The sequence below is a fragment of the Streptomyces sp. 2323.1 genome (genome assembly GCF_900221035.1).
GTDB classification, from domain to species: domain Bacteria; phylum Actinomycetota; class Actinomycetes; order Streptomycetales; family Streptomycetaceae; genus Streptomyces; species Streptomyces sioyaensis.
The window spans coordinates 4,554,564-4,580,189 of sequence record NZ_LT907981.1 but is presented as its reverse complement, the minus strand read 5'-3'; the positions used below and the strand labels follow the sequence as shown (position 1 = coordinate 4,580,189).

Sequence of the window (25,626 nt, the reverse complement as noted above, 5' to 3'; positions counted from 1 at the left end):
TCCCTTTGGAGCCGCTCCCCCATGACCCGCTCACCGTCCCCCTCTTCCGTTCCCCCCGAAGCGCCCGGCGAGCCCGCCGGGCCCGACGGCCGCACCGCCCGCGCCGGCTCTGCCGAACGCGCGGACCCCGTCGACTCCTTGATACTGCACGCCACTGACAACGGCGTCTGCTGGCTCACTCTCAACCGGCCGGAGGTGCTCAACGCCATCACCCCTGACCAGCGCGAACGCCTCATCGGCCGGCTCGCCGACGCCTCCGCCGACCCGGACGTACGGGCCGTCGTGCTCACCGCCACCGGCAAGGGCTTCTGCACCGGCGCCGATCTGCGCGGCGCACCGTCCGCCGAGGAGCGGGTCGCCGGCGATGTCGCCCGGCTGATCCGGCACGGCGCCCAGCGGCTCATCACGGCGGTGCTGGACTGCGAGAAGCCGGTGATCGCCGCCGTCAACGGCACCGCGGCCGGGCTCGGCGCCCATCTCGCGCTCGCCTGCGATCTGGTACTGGCCGCCGAGTCGGCCCGATTCATCGAGGTGTTCGTCCGCCGTGGCCTGGTCCCGGACGGCGCCGGCTCCTACCTCCTGCCGCGGCTGATCGGCCCGCAGCGCGCCAAGGAGCTGCTGTTCTTCGGGGACGCCGTACCGGCCGCGGAGGCGGAACGGCTGGGGCTGGTCAACCGGGTCGTCCCGGACGGCGAGCTGAGCACGGCGGCACGGGAGTGGGCCGAGCTGCTGGCGGCCGGCCCGACCCGGGCACTGGCGCTGACCAAACAGCTGGTCAACGCCTCGCTCGACAGCGACCGGGCCACGGCTCTCGCCGCCGAAGCCACCGCCCAGGAGATCAATATGACGACGGCGGACGCCCAGGAGGGGGTCGCCTCCTTCGTGGCGCGCCGCACCCCTGCGTACCGGGGACGCTGACCGCCCCCGGGGCCGCCACCGCCCCTACGTCGCTACGTCACTTCGGGGCGCCGCGAGAGCAGGCCACATCGGGGTGCCACGGCCCTACGCGCCACCGGGGCGCCCCGGCCTACGGCACCTCCTCCAGGCCCTCCGGGCCCTACGCCACCCCATCCGGACACTCCGGCACCTCACGGGTGTTGCGTGTCCGCACCCCCGGCAGCCATCCCCGTACCCCCTGCCCGGTGGTGACCAGATACCAGCGGGTGGAGGTGACGCCCTCCTCGTCGCGGACCATCCGGCCGTCCGTCACCACACAGCGCGCGGCCAGGTCATCGCCGTGCCAGACCCGGCCGGCGGAATTGCCGCGGGCGGCGTACGCGGTGTGCGGGTCCTTGGCCAGCCGCAGCGCGCACTCCAGGGAGCGGCCCGTGCGGCACGCCCGTTCGCTGTTGTAGACCGTGATCTTCACCGTCGGGGGCGGCCCGGCCGGCCGCACGGACACGGGCCCGGGCCGCATCAGCCACCACACCCCCAGCAGCACCGCGGCCACCGCGGCCGCCACCGTGAGCGCGACCGCATACGGCCGCCTCCGGGGCAGCGCCACTACGGCGGGCGCCGGCCCGGCGTCGGATTCCCTGATGCGGTCCCACAGTCCGGGCGGTGTCTCGATCTGTTCGTCCGCGCGCCGCAGCCGTGCGCGCAGCAGCGCCTCGGGATCGTCTCCGGCGCCGTCCCCCCGGGCGCCGCCGGCGTCCCGCCCGCCGCCGCCCGCGCCGCCGTCGTAGCGTGACCCCACGCCCACCGTGCCGCTCACCTCCCGGCCTGCCCGTGCTCCGATTCAACGAGGTAGGCGCGCAGCCTGTCCAGCGCACGGGCACGATGGCGGGCGGCGGTGCCCCGATGCACCTTCATGATCTTCGCGGCCTGGTCGATGGTGTAGCCGTCGAGGTCGACGAGGATGACGATGCCGGCCTGCCGGTGCGACAACTTCCCCAGCAGGCGCACCGCTTCGATCTCGGCCTGCCGGCGCTCCACCCCGCCGTCCCAGCCGCCGGAGCCCGGGCCCGGCGGCGCCCCGCCCGCGACGGTCTCCTCGACCTCCTCCATGCCGTCGACCAGCACCTGTCGCCGGTCCTTGCGGTAGGCGTCGCGGGCGACGTTGAGCACGGCGGTGAAGGCGTAGGCGTACGGCTCCGGATGGGCGAGGAAGCGCTGGGGGCGGCGGGCGAGTTTGAGGTACGCCTCGTGCACCACGTCCTCCGCGGACTGTCTCGATCCCGCCAGCATCACCGCCCTCCGGTAGAGGCGGGGCAGCAGCCCACAGAAGACCTCGTCGAAGGTGGGTGACGCGGCGGACGAAGCTGACGTCGGTGGTCTCGCATCGGCCATGTACCGGAACTCTCCCCCGTGTTCGGCTACGGACGCGGCCGTGCTGGACGCTACCCGTGCGGACGACACGCAATCAGGAATCCGCCGACCAATCTCGCGCGAATCCACCGAGATCGGATCCGATGTGCCGGTAAACCACACGTGCGGGTGGCCGCCACCGGGCGGCCGCGGGTGGCCGCCGCCGCCCCGCACCTTCACATCTGACGCTGCATCAGATTGAATGAAAGACATGATGGGACACGCGGGAATGGCAGCCACGGCCGTGCGGTATCTGCGCTCCGTCGGCGCGCCCACCACGGCCGCCGCACCGGCCACCTCCGCCGCCTCCGCAGTGCCGCGGCCCGCGCTGCGCGCCGTGCGCGACGATGAGCGCGCCCCGCTGGATCCGGCCGAATTCCGCGCCGTATTGGGGCACTTCGCAAGCGGCGTCACGGTCATCACGGCCCCCGGAGAGCCGGAGCCGGCCGGGTTCGCCTGCCAGTCCTTCGCGTCGCTGTCCCTCGACCCACCGCTGGTGGCGTTCATGGTGGGGCGTACGTCGACCACCTGGCCACGGATCGCGCGCGCCGGCGTGTTCTGCGTCAACGTCCTCGGGGCCGGGCAGGGCGCGCTCTGCCGCGGGTTCGCGGTCAGTGGTGGCGACAAGTTCGCCGGCGTCTCCTACGGGCCCGCGCCGGCGACCGGTGCGCCGCGGCTGGCGGATGTCCCGGCCTGGATCGACTGCACGGTCCACGCCGTGCACACCGGCGGCGACCATCTGATCGTGGTCGGCAAGGTCGAAGCCCTCGGCACGGACCCGGCCGCCGCCCGCACCGGCCCGCTCCTCTTCCACCGGGGCGCCTTCGGGCACTTCCGTCCGTGAGCGCGGGCGGCGCCGGGGCGGCGCCCCTGGCGGCGGTCGCCCCCAGCCCGCCCGGACCGTGAACGGACAGCCGGGCAGACGGACAGCCGGACCATCCGGGCAGCCGAACCAGCCAGACAGCCGGATCAGCCGCACAGCCCCCGGCCCGCGGGGCCCCTCCGCGCCCCCTACCCAAACACCAACACCCCCCGAGCCACCCGCCCCCGCTGCGCATCCTCCGCCGCCTTGGCGAAGTCCTCCACCGGATACGTCCGAGTCACCAACTCATCCAGCAGCAGCCGCCCTTCGCGGTACATCCGGGCGTACAGCGCGATGTCCCGCTGCGGCCGCGCCGACCCGTAGCGGCAGCCCAGGATCGACTTGTCCAGGTACATCGACGACACCAGGAACGACGCCTCGGCGGTGGCCGGCGGCACGCCGAGCAGCACCGCCTGGCCGTGCCGGTCCAGCAGATCGACGGCCTGCCGGATCAGCCGGGTGCTGCCCACGCACTCGAAGGCATGGTCGGTGCCGGTCGGCAGGATCGCCTTCACCGCCTTGACGCTGTCCGCCACCGCCGACGCGTCGATGAAGTGCGTCGCCCCGAACTGCCGCGCCACCGGCTCCTTGGCGGGGTTGGCGTCCACCGCCACGATCGTCGACGCCCCGGCGATCCGCGCCCCCTGGAGCACATTGAGGCCGATGCCGCCGGCCCCGATCACCACGACGGAGTCCCCGCGGTCCACCTTCGCCCGGTTGAGCACCGCCCCGACCCCGGTCAGCACCCCGCACCCGATCAGCGCGGCCGAGGTCAGCGGAATATCCTCGGCGATCTTGACGGCCTGCACCGCCTTGACGACCGTACGCTCCGCGAACGCCGAGTTCGACGCGAAGTTGAACAACTCGGTCTCCCCCCGCCGGAACGGCTTGCCGGGCATCCCGATCGCCTTGCGGCACATCGTCGGCCGTCCCCGGTCGCACTCCGCGCACGCCCCACAGTTGGCCAGCGTCGACAGCGCGACGTGGTCGCCGGGCGCCACATGGCTCACGCCCGCGCCCACGGCCTCCACCACTCCCGCCCCCTCGTGCCCCAGCACCACCGGCACCGGGAACGGAATCGTCCCGTCGATCACCGACAGATCGCTGTGGCACAGCCCCGCGGCCCGGATCCCGACCAGCACCTCGCCCGGACCCGGAGCCCGTACCTCCAGATCGTCCACGACCTGCGGCCGCTCGCCGTCGAAAATGACGCCCTTCATTCCCGCTCCACTCTGGTCATTCACCGCTCCACTCTGGGCAGGCCGAGCACGCGCTCGGCGATGATGTTGCGCTGGATCTCGTCCGAGCCGCCGTAGAGGGTGTCGGCCCGGGTGAACAGGAACAGCCGTTGGAACGCGTCCAGTTCGTACGGCGCCTGCGCGGTCCAGTCGACGGGCCCCAGCGCGGCCGCGGCGCCCCGCACCCGCATCGCCAGCTCCCCCAGCCGCTGATGCCAGCCGCCCCACAGCAGCTTGGCCACACTCGGCGCACCGGCGTCCCCGGCCGCGCCCAGGGTCCGCAGCGCATTCCACCGCATCACCCGCAACTCGGCCCACTGGGTGAGGAGTTGATCGCGCAGCACCGGATCGCGCAGCGTCCCGGCCCGGACCGCGGCGGCGATCACCTCGGACAGCTCCGCGGCGAACCCGATCTGCTGCACCAGCGTGGAGACCCCCCGCTCACACGCCAGCAGCCCCATGGCGACCCGCCAGCCGGCCCCTTCCCCGCCGACCACGTGCCCGGCCGCCGCGCCGTCGAAGAACACCTCGTTGAACTCGGCCGTCCCGGACATCTGCCGGATCGGCCGCACCTCGATCCGCCCCGGCTGGTCCATCGGCACCAGCAGGAACGAGAGCCCCCGGTGCCGCCGCTCGGCCGGATCCGTGCGCGCCAGTACGAAGCACCAGTCGGCCTCCCGGGCCAGCGAGGTCCAGATCTTCTGCCCGGTGACGCGGTACCCGGCGCCGTCGCGGACCGCCGCCGTCCGCAGCCCCGCCAGGTCCGATCCCGCGTCCGGCTCGCTGTAGCCCTGGCACCACAGCTCCTCGCCCCGGGCGATGGCCGGCAGGAACCGCCGCCGCTGCGCCTCGTCCCCGTAGGCGAGCAGGGTCGGCGCCAGCAGGTTCTCCCCGATGTGTCCCACCCGCCCCGGCGCCCTGGCCCGCGCATACTCCTCGGCCCAGACGACCTGCCGGGTCAGGCTCACCGGCCGGTTCCCGTACGCGCCCGCCGGGCAGTCCCACCCGAGCCCGATCCATCCGCCGGCCCCGAGCTCCCGCTCCCAGGCCCGGCGCACCGTGGCCCCTTCGTGCTCGCTGCCGGGGCCGCCGCGTCCCGCCCACTCGGCGTACGGCCCCACGAGATGACACCCGAGCCAGTCACGGGCCTCCGCCCGGAACCGGTCGTCCGCACGCCCGAAACCGAAGTCCACGTCGACCTCCCACACCCGCCCCCACCGACCGTCCGCACCGCCGCCTCACGGGAGGGGCGGGCCCCGCCTGCCGGTTGGGCTCCCCTGCCGATTGGGCCCCGCCTACTGCTGCGGCCGCGCCTTGGCCGCGGCCGCGGCGGCCATCTGGGACAGCTGCGCGAGCATCGGCATCGGATCCGTCCCCACCGACCCCGGCAGCGCCTCCGCCACCCGTTCCGGCGTCCACCCGCCCTCGTCGGCATATACGGAGCGGAGCTCCCTCGGCTGCGCCCATACGGCGATCTTGGGTCCGGCCACCGTGTAGACCTGCCCGGTGATCTCCCGGGCCCGCTCGCTCAGCAGGTAGACGACCAGCGCCGCCACGTCCTCCGGCTCACCGATCTCCGTCAGCTCCATCGGCACGTTCGCCGACATCCGCGTCCGCGCGACCGGCGCCACCGCATTGGCCGTCACGCCGTACTTGTGCAGCCCCAGCGCGGCGCTGCGCACCAGCGAGATGATCCCGCCCTTCGCGGCGGCGTAGTTGGCCTGGGAGACCGATCCCTGGTGGTTCCCGCTGGTGAAGCCCAGCAGGGTGCCCGACCCCTGCCTGCGCATCACCGCCGACGCCGCCCGGAAGAGCGTGAACGTCCCCTTCAGATGCGTGGCGACCACCGGGTCCCACTCCTCCTCGGACATGTTGAACAGCATCCGCTCCCGCAGGATCCCGGCCACGCACACCACACCGTCGATCGCCCCGTACTGCGCCAGCGCGGTGTCCACGATCCGCTGGCCGCCGGCCATGGTGGACACGTCGTCGGCGACCGCGGTCGCCTCGCCCCCCGCCGCCTGGATCTCCTTGACCACGGACTCGGCGACCTCGCTGCTCGGCTCGCCGCCCGTAAGGGAGACCCCGTAGTCGTTGACGACGACCCGTGCGCCCTGCGCCGCGCAGGCCAGGGCGACCGCCCGGCCGATGCCCCGGCCCGCTCCGGTGACGGCGATCACCTTGCCGGCCAAGAAGTTCCCCATGTCCAGCCCCTCCCACAGTTTCTGACGGACCGTTAGATTTTTGAGCAGACCCGGTACGAACACAAGACCCCGGGCCGAACGGACCCGGCCACCCCGAGGAGGGCCCGATGCCCCTGCCGCAGGAGTTCCACGACATCGCCGCACGCGTGAACAACTGGGGACGCTGGGGGCCGGACGACGAGATCGGCACCCTCAACCTGATCACCACCCAGGTCGTACGGGAGGCCGCCGCCTGCATCCGCAGCGGCCGCCGCATCCCGCTGGCGCTCCCGCTCCGGCAGGACGGCGTCCAGACCGGCGTGATCCCCGGCCGGGTCAACCCGCTGCACACCATGACCGCCGTCAACCACGAGATCTTCGGCCCCGGCACGGTCGCGACCTCGGACGACGCGGTCACCATGGGCCTGCAGTCCGCCACCCACTGGGACGGCCTCGCCCATGTCTCGCACTCCGGGCGGCTCTACAACAACCGCCCCGCCGACACCGTCACCGCACACCTCGGCGCCACCGCCCTCGGCATCGAGCGGGCCACCCCGATCGTCTCCCGCGGCGTCCTCCTGGACGTGGCCCGCGCCCACCGCACCGACCGGCTGCCCGCCGGCCACGCCGTCACCCCGGAAGACCTGGACGCCGCCGAGGAATTGGCCCACACCACGGTCCGGCCCGGCGACATCGTCCTCATACGGACCGGGCAGCTACAGCACTACCTGGCCGGCGACCGCCAGGCGTACGCGTTCCCCTCGCCCGGACTGTCGCTGCGCACCCCGGAGTGGTTCCGGGCGCGCGATGTCGCGGCGGTCGCCAACGACACCCTGACCTTCGAGATCTTCCCGCCGGAGATCGAGGATCTGTGGATGCCGGTGCACGCCCTCCACCTGGTCGAGATGGGCATGCTGCAGGGCCAGAACTGGAATCTGGAGGAGCTGTCCGCGGTGTGCGCGGAGGAGGGGCGCGGCGCGTTCTTCCTGTCCGCGACGGCCGAGCCGTTCGTCGGCGGGACCGGGGCACCGGTCGCGCCCGTGGCGGTGCTCTGACGTGGCCGCGCCGGGCCGCCGACAGCACCTGCCGGTGACCCGGCGGCCTCGACGCCCCCTCGCGGCGCAGCACGCCACCCCGGAGCGGCCAACCGGGCGCGCCACGTCAACACCCGGTCTGACCTCATTGCGTTATGCCTGATTCGCCACGATTGGCGAAGAATATCGACTACGTACCGACTAGCGGGAGTTACGCCTGATGTGTCACGGCACGCGGCGTCGCGCAGCGGGGCTCGAACGTCCCCAGATCGGACCCTGCCGCCATCAGCAGCGGCTGGCTGCGGTCCACCTCGCACCAGATCCGCTTGCCGGTGGCCTCCTGCTGCCATCCCCAACGGTCGGCCAGGCCGTCGACCAGCTCCAGGCCGCGGCCGTTGGTGTCGTCGCCGTCGGCGTGCCGCTGACGCGGCGGACGGGCGCTGGCGTCCGCCACTTCGACCCGGACCGTCCCCACCACGGCCCCGGACCCGGAGAAGCACATCCGCAGTACGGCGGACGTGCCGGTGTGGACCACTGCATTGGTGACGAGCTCGGAGATCAACAGGATCAACGTCTCCGCCACCGGCTCATCGACCCCTATACCCGAGCCCACGAGCCGCGACCGGGCCCATCGCCGAGCCCGCCCCACCTCCGCGGGGTCGGGTCGTACGTCCAACTGCACCTGAAGCACCTGCACCGCTCACACCATCCGAACCGGCGGAAACATCGCCTCGCGCCTCCACGGAGTCACGGTGCGTGACCCCGGTGAAGCACAGCATGGTTGACGTTCAGTCACCCCAACAAGCGCTTCGGGCATATTCCAGCGCAAGGGAGTATGCGTCCTGCATACTGTGCGACGCACTTTGCGGGGAGTCGAACAAGGGGGGCGATCGGGCCCGCCCCTTGGGCGAGCGGCGCGCAGTCCGTCACCCGGAGCCGTCGCCACGACGACACCGGGTTCGTTGCGCCACAGAACCACTCGCACCCAACGGAGGGTACCCGAGCGGAAGGCCGACTCCCCCCTGTGACGAGTCACGCCTAGGACACAACCCGATATCGACCCTCCGTGACCACTTCTGCGTAGTGAGTCCGACATTCCGCACCGTGGTTGCCAGAGTCTGACTTCTTCCCCTCCCGCCACCGCCGTCACCACCCCGGGCCGCACCGTCAGGCGATCAAGTCCGCGGCCAGGAGTTCTTCCGCCTCGCCGGCGACGCCCCAGCACTCCGCCCGCAACCAGGCCCGCTTGAGATACAGATGCACCTCGGCTTCCCAGGTGAAGCCCATCCCCCCGTGGACCTGCACACAGTCCCGTGCGTTGCGCACCGCGGCCTCGTCGGCGAGCAACTTCGCCCCCGTGACGTCGAGATCACTGTCCGTAACCGATGCCGCATATACGGCGCACCGGGCCATTTCCGCCCGTACGAGCATCTGGGCGCACAGGTGCTTGATCGCCTGGAAGGCGCCGATGGGGGCGCCGAACTGCTCGCGCCGGCGGGCGTGGGCGACCGCCAGCTCGACCGTCCGGGCCGCGCCGCCGAGCTGCTGGGCCGCGGTGAGCAAGGCGGCCTCGCGGCGCAGCCGCGGCACGTCCAGGGCGAGGGGCTCGGTGCGCGGCAGATCCGTGACGCGGGCGAGCGGGGTGAGCGGATCGACGGAGGCAAAAGGGGCGCAGGACACCTGGTCCGCTGCACTCCGGTATACGCCGCCTGTGCGCCCCTGTGCGCCCCTGCCCGCTCCGTCAGGGCGCCCCGGACCCGCCTCCACCAAGATCAACTCCTCGCAGGCGTCCGGGTGTTCCCACAGCACCGGCTCCCGCCCGCCCTCGCACAGCCCGACGATCTTCTCGCCGGACGCGACCCCGTCCACCACCCCGGCCAGCAGCTGGCACGCCACCAGCGGCCCGGGCAGCAGCGCCCGGCCGGCCTCCTCGAAGACCAGGACCGCCTCCGGCAGCCCGAGCCCCACCCCGCCGGCCTCCTCCGGCAGCCGCAGCGCGAAGAACCCGGCCGCCCCCAGCTCCCGCCACAGCGCACGGTCCGGCGCCGGGTCATCGACCGCGGCCCGCAGCCGGTCCGGGCCGAACCGTCCGGCCAGCAGCTCCCGGGTGGCCCCCTGCAACGCCCGCTGGTCCTCGGTGAGTTGGAAGTCCACCGGCCCGCTCACCGCCCCTTCGGCAGGCCGAGGATCCGCTCGGCGACGATGTTCTGCTGGATCTGCGAGGTGCCGGCCGCGATGGTGTACGAGAGGGACGACAGCCGGCCGGCCACCCACGCGTGGTCCGCGTCCAGCGCACCGGCGCCCAGCACCTCCGCGGCCGCGTCGTACAGCTCCTGGCGGGCGTGCGAATAGCGCAGCTTGAAGACCGAGCCGCCGGTGCCCGGGACGCCCCCGATACCCGGCCGGCCGCCGCGCGGACGGGCGGCGCCGGCCTCGCTCACATTCCACTGGGTCAGCCGCCACAGCGCCGCGAACTCCGCGTGCAGCCTGCCCAGTCTGCGGCGCAGCACGGCATCGTCCCAGCGGCCGTTGGCCCGGGCCGCACGGGCGAGGGCACCGAGCACCCGGCGGCAGGCCACCACCTCGCCGACGAAGGCGGTGCCGCGCTCGAAGGACAGCGTCACCATCGTCACCCGCCAGCCGTCGTTCTCCGAGCCGACGCGGTGGCCGACCGGGACCCGGACCTCGTCGAGGAACATCTCCGCGAACTCCGCCGAGCCGGCGAGGGTGCGCAGCGGCCGGACCGTCACCCCCGGGGCGTCCATCGGCATCGCCAGCCAGCTGATGCCGCGGTGCCGGGGCGCGTCCGGGTCGGTGCGGACGAGGAGTTCGCACCAGTCGGCGACCTCGGCGTGCGAGGTCCACAGCTTGGTACCGCTGACGACGTAGTGGTCGCCGTCGCGCACGGCCGTGGTGCGCAGCGCCGCGAGGTCGGAGCCGGCGTCCGGTTCGCTGAAGCCCTGGCACCAGATCTCGTCGCCGCGCAGGATCGGCGGCAGCCAGCGGGCGCGCTGCTCGGCGGCCCCTTCGGCGGCGATGGTCGGCCCGGCGTGCAGCAGGCCGACGAAGTTCGCGCCGACATAGGGGGCCCCGGCACGCTCCGTCTCCTCCAGGAAGATCAGGTGTTGGGTGGGGGTGGCGCCCTGTCCGCCGGCGTCCTCGGGCCAGTGCAGGCCCGCGTACCCCGCGTCGTACAGCCGCCGCTGCCAGGCCGCGTCGTACGCCCGCCGGCCGGGCCAGTCGTCCGCCGCGGGCTGCGGGGGGAGCGTGGGCAGCACCTCGCCGAGCCACCGGCGCAGCCGTTCCCGGAAGGCGTCCTCTTCCTCGGTGCAGGTGAGGTCCATGGGGCGGTTACCGGTCGAGATCCGGGGCGGGGATGCGGATCGCGGTGCCGCGCGGCGGCCTGCTCCCGGGGCGAGCCGGCTCGCCGATGCCGGAGGCCAGCGGCCGTGGCCCGTGCCCGGCCCCGAAGCGGTACGCGGGCTCGCCCGCACGGTCGTCGACGCTGATGCTGCGCGGTGGCTCCATGGGGTTTCCCCTCGTCGTCCCTCGCCCCGTGTCCGGCCGGAACCGAGATACCTGATGCACCGTCAGAAATAGGCTAGCCCCGGCACCTCTGGGCCGACAAGGCGCCGGCCTCTACTCTCGCTCCGAAATCTGACGAACCGTCAGCCACAGGAGGGCAGATGACCGGCACCACCCTCTGGGACCTGGTCGTGTGGCGCGCCGCCCGCACTCCGGACGCCACCGCCCTCATCCAGGGCGCCGCAGCCGCCCGGCACGAGCGGCGGATCACCTTCGGCGGGCTGCAACGGCGCGCGGAACGGGTCGCCGCCGGCCTCCACGACCGCGGCGTACGGCCCGGCAGCCGCGTCGTCTGGCAACTGCCGACCCGGATCGAGACCGTGCTGCTCAGCCTCGCGCTGGCCCGGATCGGCGCCGTCCAGAGTCCGGTCATCCCGCACTACCGCGACCATGAGACCGGCCAGGTACTGCGCCGCACCCGCGCCGACTGCTTCGTCCACCCCGGCGTCTGGCGCGGCTTCGACCACCGCGCGATGGCCGGCCGCCTGGCCGCCGGCCTGCCCCGCCCGCTCACCGTCATCGAGGCCCGCGACACCCTGCCCGACGGCGACCCGGCCGTCCTGCCCCCGCCGCCCGACAGCGCGCACCGGACGCGCTGGATCTACTGGACCTCCGGTACCACCGCGGGCCCCAGGGGCGTGCTGCACACCGACCACAGCCTGCGCACGGCCGGCCGATGGCTGGCCGGGGCGCTGCGGCTGCGGCCCTCCGACATCGGCTCGATGGCCTTTCCGTACGCCCATGTCGCGGGCGCCGACTACACCGTCATGCTGCTGTGGCACGGCATCCCGGCCGTGCTGCTGGAGCACTTCGCGCTGCCCGGCTCGCTCGCCGCCTACCGCCGCCACCGCGTCACCGTCGCCGGCGGCTCCACCGCCTTCTACGCCCTCTTCCTCGCCGCCCAGCGCGCCCTGCCGCCGGGGCAGCGGCTGCTGCCGTCGCTGCGGCTGCTGGCCGGCGGCGGCGCGCCCCTGCCGGCCGCGCTGTACCACGAGGTCACCGCCGCCCTCGGCTGCGCGCTCGCCCACGGGTACGCGCTGACCGAGGCCCCGATGGTCACCATGGGCGATCCCTGCGACAGCGCCGAGCACCTCGCGGGCACCGACGGCCGGCCACCCGCCGGGATGGAGATCCGGATCGCCCCGGACACCGGCGAGATATCCCTCCGCGGCCCGGTCGTCTGCCGCGGCTATCTCGACGAGCCCGACCCCTTCACCGCCGACGGCTTTCTGCCCACCGGCGACACCGGGCGGCTCACGCCCACCGGCCATCTCGTGGTCACCGGCCGGCTCAAGGACATCATCATCCGCAAGGGCGAGAACATCTCCGCCCAGGAGATCGAGGAGCTCCTCCACCGACATCCGGACGTGGCCGCCGCCGCGGTCATCGGACTGCCGGACGACCGGCACGACGAGTTGGTCTGCGCGGTCATCGAACAGCCCCCGGGATCAAGGGAGTTGACCCTCGACGGGATCACTGCGCACCTCACTGCCCAGGGCCTGGCCCGGCACAAGCTCCCCGAACGGCTGGAGGTGCTGGCCGCCCTGCCGCGCGGCGCGACCCTGCGCAAGGTGCTCAAGCAGGAGCTGCGGGAGCGGTTCGCCGGGGACGGGCGGGGCCGCCGCCCCTGAGCGGCGGACGCCGGTGCGCGATGGCCGCCGGCGCGCGACGGCCGCTCCTCAGCCGGGGCCGTAGCCGCTAGCCGGGCCGATAGGCGCTGGTCGCCTGCGCGTACAGCTGGTCCACCTCGCGCCGTCCGCTGTCCGGGCCGATCACCAGGACGAGGTGGTATCGCCCGTTGTGGATCATCGCGAGGTTGCGTACGTACACCTCGCGACCGCTGCCGTCGCGCCAGGAGAAGGTGCCCTCGGCCATCGCCGTCTTCCCGACGTCGATCCGCTGGAGGCCGGAGGCCGAGGCCCAGCCCGAGGAGCGGTACGGCGCCAGCTCGGCTTCCTTGTTCTGCAGATACGCCATCGGGTCCGTGCCGAAGCGCGCCGTGGTGTCCCGGCCGGGCACCACCACCAGCTCGTAGTCCCCGCCGACGTACCGCACCTGGCCCCGGTCGTTGGCCCCGCGCCGCTGCCAGCCCTTGCGGACCGCGACCTGGAAACCCTCCGGGTCGGTACGCACCTCGAAGCCCTTGGCGACCCCCGCGGGCGCGGTGGTCTGCGGCGCGCCGGTACTGCCGCCCCGGTCGCCGCCGCCGTCGCCGGACGGGCTGCCGCCGGGAGCCGCACTCGCGGTGCCCGGCCGGTGCTCGCCGCGCCCGCCGGCCTTGGAGTCCTGGCCGGAGTCCGGCAGAAACGCCAGCGCATAGACGACCGCGCCGACGAGGAGCAGCAGGACCGCGGCGAGCAGCAGCCGGCCGAGCGGGCGCGGGGCGCGGTCCGGCCGCGGCGACGACGGTGCGTCCGCCGGGCCGCTCCAGCTCTCTCGCTCCTGGTCGTACGGCTCACCCCCCGGCGTCCCGGTCCGGCCCAGCGCCCCGGACGGCTTGACGGGCCGGGCCGGCTTGGGCGCACGCAGCGGCTTGGGCTGCTTCGGGGGGCGGGGCGGACGGGGTGCCGGGGCGAGCGGGACGGACTGTTCCGGGTCCGGCGCGGCCCGGCGGGGCGCGGGCGGGGCGGACTGCTCCGGGGCCGGGGCAGCCGGGCGGGGCGCAGGCGGTGCGGACGCCGGCGGTGCGGACGCCGCCACGACGGCCGGTGCCGGCTGCGGCCGGGCCCGCCGGGACGTCCGGGTCTTCTTGTGACGCCCCTTCCGCACGAGTTCGCCGCGGCGCCGCACGATCGGCAGCCGTCGCGGATCGGCGTCCCGCTCCGGCGCCGGCAGGGTCACCAGGCGGCTCTCGGCCACCGGCTCCGGTGCCGTACGGATCAGTGACCGCAGCCAGCCGCTCAGCTCCTCGAAGTCCGGACGGTCGGCGGGATCCTGACGCAGCAGCGACTCGACGACGGGACGCAGCGCCCCGCATTCCTCGGCGACCGCGGGCGGCCGGGAGCAGACCAGCTGCGCCAGTTCGACGGCGCTGCCCTCCGGGAACGGCGGCTCCCCCTGCACACACCGGTACAGCAGCGCACCGACCGCCCACAGATCGGTGGCCGGACCGACCGGCGGCGCCAGCTGCCACTTCTCATGGACCGGTCCGGCCTGCTCCGGCGCCCAGCGCTCGGTGACCGGGCCGACCACCGTCAGCCGCGCCTGCCGCGCCCGCTCGGCGGCGAGCCCGGCGCTGGGGCGGCCGAAGGCGGTGGCGGTGCCGGTGCCGTCCGCTGCGGGCGGCTCCTCCGGGGCGTCCTTGCTCAGCGAGGTCTTGACGGCGGAACCGCCCGTGGCAGAACCCCCCGTCGCGGAACCCTCCGCCGCCGCGCCCCCCGGTACGGTGCCACACTCCCCCGCCCCGTCCGGTGCCGCCGCCGCCCGCGGGGTCCCGGCCGCGGCGGGCGCCTGGTCTCCGCACAGCGCCTCCTGGGCCGCGCCCGCCGCCAGGCCGGTCAGGATGGCCCGGCCGTCGTCGCAGACCAGGACCGTACGGGCGGTGATGTTGCGGTGCAGCCAGCCGTCCGCATGCAGCACCCGCAGCGCGGTCAGCAGATCCGCGGCGATCTCCGCGGCGCGGTGCGGGGACAGCGTCCGCTCGGCGAGCAGCGCGGACAGCGGGCGGGCGGTGAGGAGTTCCGCGACCACCCACAGGCTGCCGTCCTGCACGAAGACGTCGAAGACCTGCTCCAGCCGGGGGTGGTCGGCCAGCTGGGCCGCCGTCGTCGCGGCCTCCAGCGCGCGCCGTGTAGCCGGGTCCCGGGGACTGCGGTCGGCCGCCGACGCACCCGCCGCCCGCACACCGCCCGGCCGGCCACCGCCGTAGCCGCCCTCGGCCGGCCCGGCCGTCTCGGCCCCCACGACCTCCGCGTCGACGACCTCCGGCAGCGGCACCTGACGGAGCAGCACCTCCTGGCCGCTGAACGTGTCAAAGGCCCGGGTCTCGGCGAATTCGTCCTCGCCGAGGGGCCGCAACGGCAGGCGGTATCTCTCGGCGAGCACCCGTCCCGCGTACTCGTCCACGACGCCTCCCCGCAGCGCGCACTGTGTCTGCCGTCGCGCGCCGGAGCCGCCCATCGGCGCCGGCGCCTCCGGTCACTTCCGGTCGCATTCCCGCCGATTGCGGATGCGTACGGTCCTCGCCGTCTCACGATACGTCCCGGCGCCGGAGCGCGCGGCCCGCTCGGCCCAACGACGCGCGCCCCGTCCGTTCTTCACCTGACCGTCCCTCAGTCCTTCAGCGCGAAGGTCTTGAAGGCGGTATTGATCAGCTGCTGGCACGCCTTGTCCGACCAGGCATCCGCCTTGCAGGTGATCATGATCGCGTAGCCGTGCTGGTCGTCGGCCCGGAAACCGCGGTCGAGGACCCGGACCTTCTGCCCGCTCTGCCGGCGGGTGAACGACCAGTCGGCGACCGTCGGGTAGTCCCGCCACTTCACCGACTTGATGCCGATGAGGTGGTAGTCCTCGCTGGAGCTGCGCACGGCCGGCTCCAGGCTGCGCCAGGAGGCCGCCGCATCGGAGCCGGGCTTGGCGTTGTAGTCGATCTGGATGCGCGGGAAACCTCCCGAGGCGCTGTAGATGGCGCCGGAGCCCTCGCCCGCGGTGCCGGTCTGCTTGAAGCCCTTGGGCATCGCCATACGGAAGTGGAACGCGCCGTTGGTCTGCTCGGCGAAGCCGTCCGGCACCGCCTTGCCGCCCTTGCCGTCCTTGCCGTCCCCGGCATCCTCGGCGTCCTTGTCGCCGGCCGGGGTGACCCCCGTCGACTGCGGGGCGGGCTCCCCGGCTGATTCCTTCGTGGTGTCCCCGCCGTTCCCGGCCGACTCCGCCTTGGGCTTCGCCCGGCCCTCGGACGACGCCTTGGCCTGCTTGCCGGCCCCCTTGCCGTGCGTCTGCGCGGAGTCGCTGCCGCTGAGCGCAATGGCCAGCACCGTGCCCAGCACCGCCAGGGCGACGACCACGGCCACGATGATCAGCGTGCGGCGCGGGACGACATCGGTCACCGACGCGCGGGCGGACGGGCGGTTGCCGTCGCCGGGCCGGGCCTCCAGCCGGGCCTCCACTCGGGTCTTCGCGGCGGCGGCCGCGGAGCGCACGGCCTCCAGGGCGCCGCGCATCCGCTCCTTGGCGGCTTCGACGTCGAACCCGGGGCGGGCGCCCGCCCCGCGGTCCGCTTCGGAGACGGCCGAGGTCTTACGGTCCGCCGTCGCCGGCTCGGAGACGGCGGCTTCCGTGGCGGTCGGGGCGGCCGCCTTCTGCTCGCGCCCGGTCCGCGCCGGGGCGCTCGCCGCAGCGGCCTTGCCGGCGGCGGCCGGGCTCTTGTCCGTAGTGGAGCCGCCGGATCTGCTCTCGCTCTTGGCCGCCGGCTCCGTGACCGGCGCGGCGGCCGGCTTCGCCTTCGGCTTGCGCACCGGCCGCGCCTTCGGGGCCGGCTTCGGGGCGGCCTTGGGCTTCGCCTCCGCCCGCTCCTTGGGAACCGTCGGCAGCACCATCGCCCGGGTCTCGTCCAGCGGGGGCTCGGGCTTCTGGGCCTCGGGGGCGTGCACCACATCCAGCAGCAGCGCCCGCGCACCGGCGTCGTCCAGCCGGCCCACCGGGTCCTTCACCAGCAGCCCGTAGATGACCTCTTCCAGCATGCCGGCGCTCTTCGGCGGCTCGACCGGCTCGGTCATCACCGCCGTCAGCGTGGCGATCGCCGAGCCCTTGTCGTACGGCGGCACGCCCTCGACACAGGCGTACAGCAGCCCGCCCAGCGACCACATGTCGGCCGGCGGGCCCGGCTTCTGGCCGCGGGCGCGCTCGGGGGAGATGTAGGAGGGGGCCCCGACGAGCATGCCGGTCGAGGTCACGGAGGGGTCGCCCTCGACCTGGGCGATACCGAAGTCGGTCAGCACGACCCGGCCGTCGTCGGACATCAGGACGTTGGACGGCTTCACATCGCGGTGCAGGATGCCCTCGCTGTGCGCGGCACGCAGCACATCGAGCACGGCCAGGCCCACCTCGGCGGCGCGGCGCGGGGTGAGCGGGCCGTCGTCCCGGACGACCTCGGCCAGCGAGCGGCCCTCTACCAGCTCCATCACGATCCACGGGCGGTCGTCCTCGTCGACCACGTCGTAGACCGTCACGGCGCCGTTGTTCCGGATCCGGGCGATCGCCTTGGCCTCGCGGAGCGTACGGGTGATCAGACGACGCTTCTCGTCCTCCTCGACCCCGCCCGGGAAGCGCAGTTCCTTGACTGCGACCGTACGGCCCAGGACCTCGTCGCGTGCCCGCCATACGGTGCCCATACCGCCACGGCCGAGAACATCGGCGAGCCGGTACCGGCCGGCGAGCAGCCTGCCCTCCTTGCCGTCCATCTCGACCTCGTCACCCACTGAATCCCCTCTGCAATCCAGTCGAGTTGGCAGCTTCGACGTCCCATCGATCACCAAACTGACCCAACTCGGACAACCCACCCTGGCAGAGCCTTCATTCTCCCTCATCCGGAGCCATGCGGAAGGCCCGGGTCTGTGCCGAACAACACCTGGTGCCCGTCATGATGGCCCGGACGAACGGGAGTCCCGATGACGATGCGCCCGCCGTACCCGACCGCGGCCGGTGGCCTGCGCCCGGCACCGCGCCCGGCCGGCCGCCGCCGCGCCGCGGTCCGCACGGGCCTGCTGGCCGCGCTGGCCCTGACGGCCTGCACCGCCCGGCCCGACGCAACCCTCTCCCCACCTGCGGCGGTCGCCCACCGGCAGCCGACGGCGGGGACGACGGCGCCCGCACCGCGCCACCCCGCCGACGACGGGACGGTGTCCGCACCGCGCGACCCGGCCGACGGCGGAGCGGTGTCCGCACTCCACCGTCTGGTCGCCGACGGGGCGCCCGGCGCCGCCTCGCTCACCACCCGCGGCGGCGGCGGCTTCGCCACCCGGTTCGCCACCGCCGGGGTGGCCGATCTGCACAGCGGCCGCCGGATCGGCCCGCAGGACCACTTCCGGGCCGGCTCCATCACCAAAACCCTGGTCGCGACGGTGATCCTGCAACTCGTCGCCGAGGGCAGGCTGACCCTGCACGACAGCGCCGCGGCCCACCTCCCGCCGGGCGTACCGGCCAGGGGCAAGGACAACGGCAGCGACCTGCGACGGGTGACGATCCGCCAGCTGCTGGACCATACGAGTGGTTTGTTCAACTACACCGCGGACCCCCGGCTCTCCCGGCAGCTGAGCGGCGCGGGCTTCGGCGCCCACCGCTACGACAGCCACACCCCGGGCGAGCTGCTGCGGACCGCGCTCGACCATCCGCCGGTGGCCGCACCCGGCACCCGCTTCGCCTACTCCAACACCAATTACCTCGTCCTCGGCCTGGTCATCGAGTCGGTCACCGGGCACCCGTACGACGCGGAGATCCGCCGCCGCATCCTCGTCCCCGCCGGGCTCGGCCACACCTCCTTCCCCGGCACCGACCCCGTCCTGCCCGAGCCGCACGGCCGTGGGTACGCCCGGATCGGTCACCGCCGCGTCGACGCCACCTCCCTGGACCCCAGCCGGGCCGGGGCGGCCGGCGAGATGATCACCACCCTCGGCGACCTCAACCGCTTCTTCTCCGCGCTGCTCGGAGGCAAGTTCCTGGCGCCGCGCCAGATGGCCGAGATACGCAGCGAGAAGGGCACCGGCGGCACCTACGGCCTCGGCCTGTACTCCACCGCGCTGCCCTGCGGCATCACGGTCTGGGGTCACGACGGCGACATCAACGGCTCGTACACCCGGACCGCGGGCACCGCCGACGGCCGTCAGGTCGTCAGCTACCGCATCAACACCGCCCCCCTGCCCGACCCGGCGCACGGCACCGCCGTCCTGACGGCGGAGTTCTGCGCGCGGCGGCCCACCGGCGGCCGGCCCGCCCCCGGCCCGCCGGCCCCGTAAGGGCATCCCGCCCGCGGCCTACAGGGGCACGATGTCCGGCGCGCCCAGCCGCGCCGCATCCGCCGTCAGATCGTCCGGCTGACGCTGCGATTCACGCTCCGCCTCGACCCGCTTGTGGTAGTGCGCGATCTCCTTCTCGACCTGGTCGTCGTCCCAGCCCAGCGCCGGTGCGATCAGCTCGGCCACCTCACGGGCGCTGCGGACGCCCCGGTCGAAGGTCTCGATGGAGATCCGGGTGCGCCGGGTCAGGACGTCGTCGAGATGCCGGGCGCCCTCGTGCGTACAGGCATAAACCGCCTCGGCCCGCAGATAGTCGTCCGCGGCCGTCAGCGGTTCGCCCAGCGAAGGGTCGGCCACCACCAGCTCCAGCAGCTCCTCGGCCAGCGACCCGTAACGGTTCAACAGATGCTCGATGCGCGCCACATGCAGCCCGGTGCGCGCCGCGATCCGGGCCCGCGCGTTCCACAGCGCCCGGTACCCCTCGGCACCGACCAGCGGCACGTCCTCGGTGACACACTCCGCGACCCGCTGATCGAGCCCGTGCACGGCCTCATCGACCGCGTCTTTGGCCATCACCCGGTACGTCGTGTACTTGCCGCCGGCGACCACGACCAGCCCCGGCACCGGATGCGCAACGGTGTGCTCCCGCGACAACTTGCTGGTCGCGTCCGACTCCCCGGCCAGCAGCGGCCGCAGCCCGGCGTAGACACCCTCCACGTCATCCCTGGTCAGCGGCGTCGCCAGCACCTCATTCACATGCTCCAGCAGATAGTCGATGTCCGCGCTGGAGGCCGCCGGATGCGCCTTGTCGAGATCCCAGTCCGTGTCCGTCGTCCCGACGATCCAGTGCCGCCCCCACGGAATGACGAACAGCACGCTCTTCTCGGTCCGCAGGATCAGCCCGCTCGACGAATGGATCCGGTCCTTGGGGACGACCAGGTGAATCCCCTTCGACGCCCGGACGTGGAACTGCCCCCGCTCCCCGATCAGCGCCTGGGTGTCGTCCGTCCACACCCCGCTGGCGTTGACGATCTGCCGCGCCCGGATCTCGTACTCGCCGCCCCCTTCGACGTCCTCCACCCGCGCGCCGACCACCCGCTCGCCCTCGCGCAGAAAGCCCACCACCCGCGCCCGGTTGGCGACCGCCGCACCGTAGGACGCCGCGGTCCGCACCATCGTCGCCACATAGCGCGCGTCGTCCATCTGCGCGTCGTAGTACTGCAGCGCACCGACCAGCGCGCCCTTCTTCAGACAGGGCGCGACCCGCAGGGCCCGCTTCTGCGAGAGATGCCGGTGTACGGGCAGGCCGCGGCCGTGCCCCGACGAGACCGACATCGCGTCGTACAGCGCCACACCCGCGCCCGCGTACCAGCGCTCCCAGCCCTTGTGCTGCAACGGGTAGAGAAACGGCACCGGTTTGACCAGATGCGGCGCCAGCCGCTCCAGCAGCAGCCCCCGTTCCTTCAATGCCTCTCTGACCAGCGCGAAGTCCAGCATTTCCAGATACCGCAGACCGCCGTGGATGAGCTTGCTCGACCTGCTGGACGTGCCCGAGGCCCAGTCCCGCGCCTCGACGAGTCCGGTGGCCAGCCCGCGGGTCGCCGCGTCCAGCGCGGTCCCCGCGCCGACGACTCCCCCGCCGACCACCAGAACGTCCAGCTCCCGTTCCGCCATTCGGGCGAGCGCCTCGGCCCGCTGCGCCGGTCCCAGTATCGCTGTCTGCACCGCTGCCTCCCGCTGTGCTCGGGGCCACACCCGCCGTCCGTCGATTCTGTCCGCGCTGCGTTCCGGTATCCACCCTCCACTCATGACGGCAACACCCCGCCGCCTTGATCCACCAATCCCTATTCTGGGTCAAATATCCGCTTAGTCTACTTATGCGCCATCCGCATACGTCATGCGCACACGTCATTCGCAGTCGCTCGGGAAGGACGGCCGCAGCATGCCCGCAGATCTCGCCGTCATCGGACTCGGTCACCTCGGCCTCCCCCTCGCCCAGGCCGCCACCACCGCCGGCATCAGCACCCTCGGCTACGACCCCGACCCGCACACCGCCGCCCTCTCGGGCGCCGACGGGCCGCTGTCCGCCACCGAACTCCGCCGCCTGCTCTCGGCCGGCTTCCGCACCACCACCGACCCCACCACCCTCGGCCGGGTCCGCACCGCCGTCATCTGTGCGCCCACCCCCCTCGGCGAGGACCACACCCTGGACCTGGGCCGCATCGCCGACGCCGCCCGCACCCTGGCCGCACAGCTGCGCCCGCACACCACGGTGATCCTCGAATCCACCGCGTACCCCGGCACCACCGAAGAATTCCTGCGTCCCCTCCTGGAGGAGGGCTCCGGCCTCACCGCCGGGCGCGACTTCCACCTCGCCTGCTCCCCCGGCCGCCACGACCCCGGCAACCGCACCCACCACCACGCCAACACCCCCAAGGTCATCGGCGGCCTCACCCCCGCCTGCACGGAGGCGGCCGCCGCCTTCTACAGCCGCCTCACCGACAAGGTCGTCCGCGCCCGCGGCCCCCGCGAGGCCGAGACCGCCAAGCTGCTGGAGACCAACTATCGCCACATCAACATCGCGCTGATGAACGAGATGGCGGTCTTCTGCCATGACATCGGCGTCGACCTGTGGGACGTCATCCGCTGCGCCGAGACCAAACCGTTCGGCTTCCAGTCCTTCCGCCCCGGCCCCGGCGTCGGCGGCCACGCCGCCCCCATCGATCCCAACTACCTTGCCTACAACGGCCGTTCACCGGGCCACCCGCTCCGCATGGTGGAACTGGCCCAGGAGGTCAACGGCCGGATGCCCCGCTACGTCATCCAGCGCTGCGCCACCCTCCTCAACCACCACGGCAAATCCGCCCGCGGCGCCCGGGTCCTGCTGCTCGGCGTCACCTACAAGCCGGACATCGCCGACCAGACCGGCTCCCCGGCCCGCGAGATCGCCTCCCGCCTGCGGGAACTGGGCGCGCACCTCACGTACCACGACCCCTACGTCCCCCAGTGGAACGTCCTGGACCGCCCCGTCCCCCGCGCCGACTCCCTCTACGAAGCGGCGGCCGCCGCGGACCTGACGATTTTGCTCCAGGCGCATCGCACGTATGACCTTCAGGGGCTGTCGGTCAAGGCCCAGCTGCTGCTGGATACGAGGGGGGCCACTCCGGCGGGCGCAGCGCATCGTCTTTAGCGCATTGGCTTTAGCGCCGGGCATCGCCGTACGTTTTCGGCTGCGGCGCCGTGCCTCGTCTGTTGTTTCGCCTTCGGCGGGGTGGGGGGTTGGGCGGGGGCCGCTGGGTGTGTGTGGTGGGTGGCGGTGGTGGGCCTCCGGGGGTGGGTGTTCGGACTGCTTCGCTTTACGTCCGAACACCCACCCCCTCCGGCCCACCACCTCTCGCTCGGTTGGCGACCCCCGCCCGGTGGGGAATCTGTCAAAGACCAGAAGCCCGGCCGCGTCGTACTCCGGCCGAGCCTCTGGCTTTTGTCTTTCTTCTGCACCCCCCACCGGGGTGAGGCCCCACAACTACGGGAGGGGGCAGGGGCGGAGGGGTGTGTTGTCGGACGTAAAGCGAAGCAGTCCGACAACACACCCCGGAGCCCCTGCCCCCGCCACCCACCACACAGCAACCGGGGCCCCACCCCACAACCACCCCCGCTCCCGCCGAAGGCGGGCAACAACTCAGGGAACAAACACGGCGGGAAACCCGGCAACGTGGGAAAACCTCACCGCCGCGGCGCGACCGTGACCTCAACCCGCTGGAATTCCTTGAGCTCCGAATATCCAGTCGTCGCCATCGCCCGGCGCAACGCACCGAAGAAGTTCATCGAGCCATCGGGGACGGTAGACGGCCCCAACAGCACCTCCTCCGTCGTGCCGACCGCACCGAGGTCCATCCGCTTGCCGCGCGGCACGTCCTCGTGCACCGCTTCCATGCCCCAGTGGTGGCCGCGGCCGGGTGCGTCGGTGGCGCGGGCCAGCGGGGAGCCCATCATCACGGCGTCGGCGCCGCAGGCGATCGCCTTGGGGAGGTCGCCGGACCAGCCCACACCGCCGTCGGCGATGACGTGGACGTAGCGGCCGCCGGACTCGTCCATGTAGTCGCGGCGGGCGGCCGCGACGTCGGCGACCGCGGTCGCCATCGGGACCTGGATGCCCAGGACGTTACGGGTGGTGTGCGCGGCGCCGCCGCCGAAGCCGACCAGCACACCGGCCGCGCCGGTCCGCATCAGGTGCAGCGCCGCGGTGTACGTGGCGCAGCCGCCGACGATGACCGGGACGTCCAGCTCGTAGATGAACTGCTTGAGGTTCAGCGGCTCGGCCGCGGAGGAGACGTGCTCGGCGGAGACGGTCGTGCCGCGGATGACGAAGATGTCGACGCCGGCGTCCACGACGGCCTTGGAGAACTGCGCCGTGCGCTGCGGGGAGAGCGCGGCGGCGGTGACGACGCCCGCGTCCCGCACCTCCTTGATGCGCTGCCCGATCAGCTCTTCCTTGATCGGCGCGGCGTAGATCTCCTGGAGCCGCTTGGTGGCCGTGGCCCCGTCCAGCTCCGCGATCTCGGCGAGCAGCGGCTCCGGGTCCTCGTACCGGGTCCAGAGACCTTCGAGGTTGAGGACGCCCAGGCCGCCCAGCTCACCGATGCGGATCGCGGTCTGCGGCGAGACCACGGAGTCCATGGGAGCGGCCAGGAAAGGCAGCTCGAAGCGGTAGGCGTCGATCTGCCAGGCGATCGAGACCTCCTTCGGGTCGCGGGTGCGGCGACTCGGTACGACGGCGATGTCGTCGAATGCGTATGCCCGGCGGCCGCGCTTGCCGCGCCCGATCTCGATCTCAGTCACGTGTGTGGCCTTTCCCTCTACGTCTGCCGTACCAGTATCCCCGACACACCGAAGCCCGCGGCCGGGGAGCGGCCACGGGCTTGTGCACGCGTGCGGGCGATGCCGTACGCGCAGGTCAGCGCCGAGTGTAGTTCGGAGCCTCGGTGGTCATCTGGATGTCGTGCGGGTGGCTCTCCTTGAGCCCCGCGGAGGTGATGCGCACGAAGTGGCCCTTCTCCTTGAGCTCGGGGATGTCGGCGGAGCCGACGTAGCCCATGGAGGCCCGCAGGCCGCCGACGAGCTGGTGGGCGACCGAGGAGAGCGGACCGCGGTAGGGCACCTGGCCCTCGATGCCCTCGGGGACCAGCTTGTCCTCGGACAGCACGTTGTCCTGGAAGTAGCGGTCCTTGGAGAAGGAGCGGCCCTGGCCGCGGGACTGCATCGCGCCCAGCGAGCCCATTCCGCGGTACGACTTGAACTGCTTGCCGTTGATGAAGACCATCTCGCCCGGCGACTCCTCGCAGCCGGCCAGCAGCGAGCCCAGCATGACCGTGTCCGCACCGGCCGCGATGGCCTTGGCGATGTCGCCGGAGAACTGCAGACCGCCGTCACCGATCAGCGGCACGCCCGCGGCGTGTGCGGCCTGCGCCGCCTCGTAGATCGCGGTGACCTGCGGGACGCCGACGCCGGCGACGACCCGGGTGGTGCAGATGGAGCCGGGGCCGACACCGACCTTGATGCCGTCGGCGCCCGCGTCGATCAGCGCCTGGGCGCCGTCGCGGGTGGCGACGTTGCCGCCGACGACATCGACGTTGATGTTGGACTTGACCTTGGCGATCATGTCGAGGATGCCGCGGCTGTGGCCGTGCGCGCTGTCGATGACGAGGAAGTCGGCACCGGCCTCGACCAGCGCCTGCGCCCGCTCGTACGCCTCGCCGCCGACGCCCACCGCGGCACCGACGACCAGCCGGCCCTCGGCATCCTTGGCGGCGTTCGGGTACTTCTCGGCCTTGACGAAGTCCTTGACCGTGATCAAGCCCTTGAGCACGCCCGCGTCGTCGACCAGCGGCAGCTTCTCGATCTTGTGGCGGCGCAGCAGCTCGATGGCGTCCTCGCCGGAGATGCCGACCTTGCCGGTGACCAGCGGCATCGGTGTCATGACCTCGCGGACCTGACGGCTGCGGTCCATCTCGAAGGCCATGTCGCGGTTGGTGACGATGCCCAGCAGCTTGCCCGCGGCGTCGGTGACCGGCACCCCGCTGATCCGGAACTTGGCGCACAGCGCATCGGCCTCGGCGAGCGCGGCGTCCGGGCGGACCGTGATCGGGTCGGTGACCATGCCGGACTCGGAGCGCTTGACCAGGTCGACCTGGTTGGCCTGGTCCTCGATGGACAGATTGCGGTGCAGTACGCCCGCGCCGCCCTGCCGCGCCATGGCGATGGCCATCCGCGCCTCGGTCACCTTGTCCATCGCCGCCGACAGCAGCGGGATGTTCACCGTGACATTGCGCGAGACCCGGGACGCGGTGCTCACCGCGTTCGGCAGCACCTCCGACGCACCCGGCAGCAGCAGCACGTCGTCGTATGTCAGCCCGAGCATGGCGAATTTGGCGGGCATACCGTCGACGTTGTCACTCATGACACCTTCCC

At 73.0% G+C, this 25,626-nt stretch carries 20 protein-coding genes; 6 read left to right on the top strand and 14 right to left on the bottom strand.

Annotated features, from left to right (window positions below; genetic code table 11):
* Positions 1–21: 21 nt before the first annotated feature.
* Positions 22–918: an enoyl-CoA hydratase/isomerase family protein gene (locus CPH93_RS19730; protein WP_096213572.1), complete on the top strand. Its 897-nt coding sequence runs from the start codon at positions 22–24 to the stop codon at positions 916–918.
* Positions 919–1,057: 139 nt separating this feature from the next.
* Here the strand turns inward: CPH93_RS19730 and CPH93_RS19725 are convergent, their stop codons facing one another.
* Positions 1,058–1,702 (bottom strand): hypothetical protein, encoded by a 645-nt coding sequence (locus CPH93_RS19725; RefSeq protein ID WP_231976894.1) that lies wholly within the window; start codon positions 1,700–1,702, stop codon positions 1,058–1,060.
* Positions 1,703–1,710: 8 nt separating this feature from the next.
* Positions 1,711–2,289 (bottom strand): RNA polymerase sigma factor, encoded by a 579-nt coding sequence (locus tag CPH93_RS19720; protein ID WP_093483760.1) that lies wholly within the window; start codon positions 2,287–2,289, stop codon positions 1,711–1,713.
* Between the two features lie 247 nt (positions 2,290–2,536).
* Between CPH93_RS19720 and CPH93_RS19715 the strand changes: the two genes are divergently transcribed.
* Entirely contained in the window at positions 2,537–3,151 is a 615-nt protein-coding gene (locus CPH93_RS19715) for a flavin reductase family protein (RefSeq protein ID WP_093648919.1), read from the top strand.
* Between the two features lie 167 nt (positions 3,152–3,318).
* Here the strand turns inward: CPH93_RS19715 and CPH93_RS19710 are convergent, their stop codons facing one another.
* The 3 genes from CPH93_RS19710 to CPH93_RS19700 all read right to left on the bottom strand — a co-directional run bounded on the left by CPH93_RS19710 (position 3,319) and on the right by CPH93_RS19700 (position 6,611).
* A complete protein-coding gene (locus tag CPH93_RS19710) occupies positions 3,319–4,389 on the bottom strand; it encodes a Zn-dependent alcohol dehydrogenase (protein WP_093483762.1) in 1,071 nt (356 codons plus the stop codon).
* A gap of 20 nt (positions 4,390–4,409) precedes the next feature.
* Positions 4,410–5,600, bottom strand: coding sequence for an acyl-CoA dehydrogenase family protein (locus CPH93_RS19705; RefSeq protein ID WP_096215510.1), 1,191 nt, complete (start codon positions 5,598–5,600; stop codon positions 4,410–4,412).
* 102 nt (positions 5,601–5,702) lie between these two features.
* Positions 5,703–6,611 carry an SDR family oxidoreductase gene (locus CPH93_RS19700; protein ID WP_096213571.1) on the bottom strand — a complete coding sequence of 303 codons (909 nt, stop codon included), beginning with the start codon at positions 6,609–6,611 and terminating at the stop codon, positions 5,703–5,705.
* 107 nt (positions 6,612–6,718) lie between these two features.
* On the opposite strand from CPH93_RS19700, the gene CPH93_RS19695 reads away from it, so the two are divergent.
* Positions 6,719–7,645: a cyclase family protein gene (locus CPH93_RS19695; RefSeq protein WP_096213570.1), complete on the top strand. Its 927-nt coding sequence runs from the start codon at positions 6,719–6,721 to the stop codon at positions 7,643–7,645.
* A 190-nt stretch (positions 7,646–7,835) separates the two neighbouring features.
* Here the strand turns inward: CPH93_RS19695 and CPH93_RS19690 are convergent, their stop codons facing one another.
* From CPH93_RS19690 to CPH93_RS35840, 4 genes are all read right to left on the bottom strand, one after another.
* Positions 7,836–8,321 (bottom strand): ATP-binding protein, encoded by a 486-nt coding sequence (locus CPH93_RS19690; protein WP_040899005.1) that lies wholly within the window; start codon positions 8,319–8,321, stop codon positions 7,836–7,838.
* 470 nt (positions 8,322–8,791) lie between these two features.
* Positions 8,792–9,778 carry an acyl-CoA dehydrogenase family protein gene (locus CPH93_RS19685; protein WP_096213569.1) on the bottom strand — a complete coding sequence of 329 codons (987 nt, stop codon included), beginning with the start codon at positions 9,776–9,778 and terminating at the stop codon, positions 8,792–8,794.
* An 8-nt stretch (positions 9,779–9,786) separates the two neighbouring features.
* On the bottom strand, positions 9,787–10,968 hold the full coding sequence (locus CPH93_RS19680; protein WP_096213568.1) for an acyl-CoA dehydrogenase family protein: 1,182 nt from the start codon (positions 10,966–10,968) through the stop codon (positions 9,787–9,789).
* Positions 10,969–10,975: 7 nt separating this feature from the next.
* Positions 10,976–11,152 (bottom strand): hypothetical protein, encoded by a 177-nt coding sequence (locus CPH93_RS35840; protein WP_159395030.1) that lies wholly within the window; start codon positions 11,150–11,152, stop codon positions 10,976–10,978.
* A gap of 158 nt (positions 11,153–11,310) precedes the next feature.
* Here CPH93_RS35840 and CPH93_RS19675 point away from each other — a divergent pair, with 158 nt between their 5' ends.
* Positions 11,311–12,840, top strand: a complete 1,530-nt coding sequence (locus tag CPH93_RS19675) for a class I adenylate-forming enzyme family protein (RefSeq protein ID WP_096213567.1) — start codon at positions 11,311–11,313, stop codon at positions 12,838–12,840.
* A 67-nt stretch (positions 12,841–12,907) separates the two neighbouring features.
* Here the strand turns inward: CPH93_RS19675 and CPH93_RS19670 are convergent, their stop codons facing one another.
* Positions 12,908–15,274, bottom strand: a complete 2,367-nt coding sequence (locus CPH93_RS19670) for a protein kinase (protein WP_096215509.1) — start codon at positions 15,272–15,274, stop codon at positions 12,908–12,910.
* A gap of 206 nt (positions 15,275–15,480) precedes the next feature.
* Entirely contained in the window at positions 15,481–17,625 is a 2,145-nt protein-coding gene (locus CPH93_RS19665; protein WP_173909843.1) for a serine/threonine-protein kinase, read from the bottom strand.
* Between the two features lie 189 nt (positions 17,626–17,814).
* Between CPH93_RS19665 and CPH93_RS19660 the strand changes: the two genes are divergently transcribed.
* Positions 17,815–19,158, top strand: coding sequence for a serine hydrolase domain-containing protein (locus tag CPH93_RS19660; RefSeq protein WP_096213566.1), 1,344 nt, complete (start codon positions 17,815–17,817; stop codon positions 19,156–19,158).
* Positions 19,159–19,176: 18 nt separating this feature from the next.
* Here CPH93_RS19660 and CPH93_RS19655 read toward each other — a convergent pair whose 3' ends face one another.
* Entirely contained in the window at positions 19,177–20,883 is a 1,707-nt protein-coding gene (locus tag CPH93_RS19655) for a glycerol-3-phosphate dehydrogenase/oxidase (RefSeq protein ID WP_093483771.1), read from the bottom strand.
* Positions 20,884–21,100: 217 nt separating this feature from the next.
* Between CPH93_RS19655 and CPH93_RS19650 the strand changes: the two genes are divergently transcribed.
* Positions 21,101–22,348 carry a nucleotide sugar dehydrogenase gene (locus tag CPH93_RS19650; protein ID WP_096213565.1) on the top strand — a complete coding sequence of 416 codons (1,248 nt, stop codon included), beginning with the start codon at positions 21,101–21,103 and terminating at the stop codon, positions 22,346–22,348.
* Between the two features lie 533 nt (positions 22,349–22,881).
* On the opposite strand, the gene CPH93_RS19645 is transcribed toward CPH93_RS19650, so the two are convergent.
* Together CPH93_RS19645 and guaB are read right to left on the bottom strand one after the other, a co-directional pair.
* A complete protein-coding gene (locus tag CPH93_RS19645) occupies positions 22,882–23,997 on the bottom strand; it encodes a GuaB3 family IMP dehydrogenase-related protein (protein ID WP_096213564.1) in 1,116 nt (371 codons plus the stop codon).
* Positions 23,998–24,112: 115 nt separating this feature from the next.
* The gene (gene guaB, locus CPH93_RS19640; RefSeq protein ID WP_093483773.1) at positions 24,113–25,615 is read right to left on the bottom strand and encodes an IMP dehydrogenase; all 1,503 of its coding nucleotides are present in this window, start codon (positions 25,613–25,615) and stop codon (positions 24,113–24,115) included.
* Between the last annotated feature and the right edge of the window lie 11 nt (positions 25,616–25,626).